Annotated in this window: 4 protein-coding genes and 1 pseudogene; 1 reads left to right on the forward strand and 4 read right to left on the reverse strand. The window is 73.1% G+C overall.

Annotated elements, in window-relative coordinates; translation table 11 throughout:
• Positions 1-298: 298 nt before the first annotated feature.
• The 4 genes from CNO22_RS25620 to CNO22_RS25635 all read right to left on the reverse strand — a co-directional run bounded on the left by CNO22_RS25620 (position 299) and on the right by CNO22_RS25635 (position 4,589).
• Positions 299-1,564 carry a bifunctional 3,4-dihydroxy-2-butanone-4-phosphate synthase/GTP cyclohydrolase II gene (locus CNO22_RS25620; RefSeq protein ID WP_232807353.1) on the reverse strand — a complete coding sequence of 422 codons (1,266 nt, stop codon included), beginning with the start codon at positions 1,562-1,564 and terminating at the stop codon, positions 299-301.
• 175 nt (positions 1,565-1,739) lie between these two features.
• Positions 1,740-2,918, reverse strand: a complete 1,179-nt coding sequence (locus CNO22_RS25625; RefSeq protein WP_100502079.1) for a helix-turn-helix domain-containing protein — start codon at positions 2,916-2,918, stop codon at positions 1,740-1,742.
• A 1-nt stretch (position 2,919) separates the two neighbouring features.
• Entirely contained in the window at positions 2,920-3,684 is a 765-nt protein-coding gene (gene npdG, locus CNO22_RS25630; protein ID WP_232807354.1) for an NADPH-dependent F420 reductase, read from the reverse strand.
• A 209-nt stretch (positions 3,685-3,893) separates the two neighbouring features.
• Positions 3,894-4,589 (reverse strand): MFS transporter, encoded by a 696-nt coding sequence (locus CNO22_RS25635; RefSeq protein WP_157937127.1) that lies wholly within the window; start codon positions 4,587-4,589, stop codon positions 3,894-3,896.
• Between CNO22_RS25635 and CNO22_RS29520 the strand changes: the two are divergent.
• Positions 4,575-4,691, forward strand: a pseudogene (locus tag CNO22_RS29520) (IS5/IS1182 family transposase); the annotation flags it as partial. The gene CNO22_RS25635 and the pseudogene CNO22_RS29520 sit on opposite strands and share 15 nt — an antisense overlap.

Genomic DNA, 4,691 nt, shown 5'->3' on the forward strand with positions numbered 1-4,691 from the left:
TGTCCGCGCTCCCCCGGGCGACGGTGTTGTCCGCCGGGTCCAGGTTGCGCTCGCTCCCCGAATCGGGGACCTGCTTGACCAGAACGACGATGTCCATCGCCAGACCTCTCTGCTTCTCCCACAACGAACGGCAACCGACCGCGGGGTTCTCGCGCCGACCGACCTGGTGAGGCGCACGACCGCACGACCCTGCGCGGCGCCAGCCTCTGTCGCCCTCCACACCTACCTGGGGCGAGTGCGCGGCTCGTTCCCTGTCCCACTGAGCGAGCCGGGTCCCGGGTCCGGAGGCCGCGTCGGCTCACGCCTCCGCGGAACGACCACCCAGCGTTGCCGGTGAGCTCTCCAGGACGTGCCCCATGCGCTCCCCCTTGGTCCGGAGGTAGCGGACGTTGTGCGGGGTCTCGACCGTCGGCAACCCCACCCGGCCGACGAGTTCCAGGCCGTGTCCATCGATCCCCCCGTACTTCGCCGGGTTGTTCGTGATGAGCCGGATCCGGTGGATGCCCAGATCGGCCAGGATCTGTGCGCCCACGCCGTAGCTGCGGGAGTCGACCGGCAGGCCCTGCGCGGTGTTGGCGTCCACGGTGTCCAGTCCCTGCTCCTGCAGGGCATACGCGCGGATCTTGTGGCCGAGCCCGATACCGCGCCCCTCGTGGCCACGCAGGTACACGACGGCGCCGCAGCCCTCCTGCGTGATCGCCTTCAGAGCCTGCTCGAGCTGTGCTCCGCAGTCGCACCGCAGGCTGCCCAGGATGTCGCCGGTGAGGCATTCGCTGTGCACGCGGACGAGGACGCCTCGGTCGCTCCGCCCCGCGGCGGCGACGTCCCCCGTGACGAGGGCGAGGTGCTCGGTGCCGTCCAGGGTGTTCCGGTAGGCCACCGCCCGGAATGCCCCGAACTCCGTCGGCATGGCCGCGCTCCCGACCGGTTCGACCAGCCGCTCGGTGGCCCGGCGGTACCGGACCAGGTCGGCGATGGCGAGGACCGGTAGGTCGTGCCGTTCGGCGAAGTCAGCGAGGTCTCGCCCCGACCGCATCGACCCGTCCTCGGCGGTGATCTCACCGATCACCGCCACCCCGCTCAACCCGGCCATCCGGGTCAGGTCGACCGCGGCCTCGGTGTGGCCGGCGCGGACGAGCACGCCCCCCTTCCGCGCGCGCAGCGGGAACACGTGGCCCGGGCGGCGCAGGTGACCCGGCAGTGTCCCCGGATCGGCGAGGGCCCGGACCGTGCGGGTGCGGCACGCGGCCGACACGCCGGTGCCGGTGCCGACGTGGTCGACACTGACGGTGAAGGCCGTCCCGTGGGCGTCGGTGTTGTCGGTGACCATCTGCGGGAGCCGGAGTTCCGCGCACCGTTCCTCGCTCATCGGCGCGCAGACGATGCCGGTGGTCTGCCGGACGATGAACGCCATCTGCTCGTCGGTGACCAGCTCGGCCGCGACGACGAGGTCGCCCTCGTTCTCCCGGTCGGCGTCGTCGACGACCACCACCATCTGTCCCGAGGCCAGCGCGGCGACCGCCCGCTGCACCGACTCGGCCGGTGAACCGCCCACGTCTCTCACGCGCCTGTCTCCTCTCGGCTCCGCGGCTCCAGTCCCTCACAGCGCCCGGAAGGCCGCCCTCAGCGCGGCCGGGTCCAGTAACCGCGCGTTCGACACCGCCCGACCAGGCGGGTCCCGCTGAGTGGTCGACCGCCGTGCAGACCGCGGTCCCACGGCTCATGGAACACCCCGGTGCTCAACCGGCCCGACGAACCTGGTCGGCGTGGCCGCCTTCGGTGACGAGCCGGACGAGGCATCCCTGCGGCAGGCTGTGGAGCAGCTCCAGCCGCCGTACGGCAGAGGCCGGAGGCGTTCCCGTTCCGGTCTCCCAGGTCCGCACGGTGCGGCCTGCGACACCGAGCCGGCGGCCGAGCGCCGCAGCGGACCATCCGGACGACCGCCGCAGGGTGGCCAGCACCTCCGGGAGCTGCACGGGCGTCCAGGACGCAGGATGAGCCAGGGCAGGCAGCTCGAGTGCGGCGGCGGCGAGGACGGCGGCCAGCGGCTTGCGGAGGCAACGCGCCAAGGGCCGGACCACCGTCGGTGGCACGGGGCGGGTGGCCGCTTCCCAGTGCACGACTGAGCGGACCGAGACGCCGAGATGAAAGGCCAGCTCCCGCTGGGTCAACCCGGCTTCCCGACGCAGCGCAGCGAGTGGTCGCTTGCCGGCGGAGGGGCTGGGCGGGCGCGAGGCGCGGGCGAGGAGCGTCTCCGGATCGACCCCGAGCGCCGCGGCGACGTCTGTCAGCCGGGTCACCGGGACCCGGACCCGGCCGTGCTCCCACAGGTTCGCCGTCGTCGCGCCGATGCCCAGCGCGTTCCGGAACGCTCTCTGGGTGAGCCCGGCGTCGCGGCGCATCTGGCCCAGTCCCCGTAACAGCGCCCCGTCGGCGCGGCTCGGCGCTCGGTTGCCGAGCGCACGGGCGAGCTCGTCCGGAGTCAGCCGCAAGGCCGCGGCCAGGCGTGGCCGTACGGCCGGATCGGGGGTGCGCTGCCCGTTCTCCCACCGGGACACCGCCGCCGGCCCCACGCCGACCTTGCGGGCCAGCTGGGTCATGGTGAGCCCGGCGGTCAGCCGGGCCCGGCACAGCGGCGAGGCGCCGGCGCCGCCAGAGGTGAGGGCTGTGCGCACCCGGTCGGAGCCTGCGAGGACGCGGACGTCCTCGACGTCCCGGCCGAGTACTGCAGCCAGCGCTCGCAGCTGCAGGGGCTGCGGGCACACTCCCCGCACCTCCCACGACCGCAGGGTCGTGTGCGCCACCCCGAGCCGATGGGCCGCGCGCAGCCGGCTGAGGCCGTGACGTTCCCGCCACGCCAGGAGCTCCCTACCGAGGGCGGAACCCGGGTGGTCGTCTGCGCTCGCGATCCCCGACACGTCAGACGTCGGTGATCCGCACGCCGGCGTGCGCCTTGTAGCGGCGGTTGATCGAGACGAGGTTGATGGTGAGCGCCTCGACCTGACGGGCGTTGCGCAGCCGGCCGGCGTAGACGCCGCGCATGCCGGGCAGCCGGTCCGCCAGCGCCTGAACGGTGTCGGTAGCGGTCCGGTCGTCGCCGACGACCATGACGTCGCCCTCCAACGTGTGCGCGAGGTCCTCCAGCAGCACGGCCGACAGGTGGTGGAACGCGCCCACGACGGAGGAGTCGGGGAGCAGGGCGGCGGCCTGCTGCGCCACCGACCCCTCGGGGACGTCGAGCACGTAGGCGCCCCGCTCGTCGAACGCCATCGGGACGACGCAATCGACGACGACCTTGCCCGCCAGTGGCGCGGCCAGCCCGGCGAGGGTGTCGGCGTGGCCGGTGAACGGCACGGCGACGATCACGAGGTCGGCCGCTCCCGCGACGTCGGTGTTCGAACCGCCGCGTACGGACACCTCGGTTCCCGCGTTCGCCACCGTGGCCGCCCTCTCGGCCACCCCCGTCGCCGTCTCGGCGGCCCGGTCGGCCTCACGTGAGCCCAACAGCACCCGCTGACCTGTGGCGGCCAGCCGGACGGCGAGACCGCGGCCCTGGGGACCGGTCCCGCCGAGGACGCCGACGACCAGGCCGCTGACGTCCACGCGGTGGTCGGCCGGGCGGGAAGTAGTGCGGATCGCGGTGTCTGTCACGATGAGGCTCCAGAGGTGGTCGGCGGTGGCCACGGCGGCATGGTGCTGTCGGGCACCGGACCGTGTGCGGCGCTCGGCACGGGTGCCCTCAGGCAGGCCTCAGGTGTCAGCCGGTCGCGGATCGATGACCGCCCCGAGAACCCGAGTACCTGCTGTGGTGCATTACAGAGCCCGGTCCGCGTGAGGTACTGCGCCGTCCCGCTCAGTGCGATGACCGGCTCACTCCTCCGGGCTCCAGGAGGTCAACCGAGGTCGAGCGGCCGAGCCGACCGGGTGGTGCGGCGGCTGACGGCGCTGAACACGGCTACGACTCCGAGGACGAGCACGCCCATGCCAGCCAGGGTCCAGCGCAGCCCGATCACGTCGGCCAGGATCCCGAGCGGGAGCGCCGCGACCCCGAAGGCTCCGAAACTGAGCATGACCAGCCCCTGGATGCGGCCGTGGAACTCCACGGGCGAGAGGGACAACAGCATGGCCTGGTTCGTCGCCTGGAACGCCAGCAGAGCGCTGCCCAGGACGGCCAGGGCCAGCACGGCCGCCACGAATGTGGGGACGACGGCCATCCCGCTCAAAAGCAGCCCGAAGGACGCACCAGCGGCGATCAGGATCCTCCGCTGGTCGCGCGAGCGGGACCAGCGGCCCAGCAGCAGCCCCGCAATCACCGCCCCGACCGCCGAACTCGCCGAGAGCAGTCCGTAGCCGGCCGCGCCAGCACCGAACAGGTCGCTGGCCACGGTGGGGAGGAACGCGAGGTACGGCAGCCCGGCCATCGTGACGCCGATCCCGCACCACAGCAGCGCTGACAGGTCAGGACGGCTCCGCACGTAGCGCACCCCCTCGGCGAGCTCGCCGAGCGGAGAACGAACGGGCGGATTAGGGCGTGTCTCAGCGATCTTGACCGGCGGGTTCGGTAGGCCTGGCCTGTGCTCGATCGTCACGACCTGACTGATGCGGAGTGGGCTCGGCTGGAGCCGCTCGTGCCGGACCGGACGCCGCGCCGCGGCGGCCGTTGGAACGATCACCGGCAGGTGATCAACGGG

It is taken from the genome of Geodermatophilus chilensis (assembly GCF_002802985.1).
In the GTDB taxonomy this organism is placed as follows: Bacteria; Actinomycetota; Actinomycetes; order Mycobacteriales; family Geodermatophilaceae; genus Geodermatophilus; species Geodermatophilus chilensis.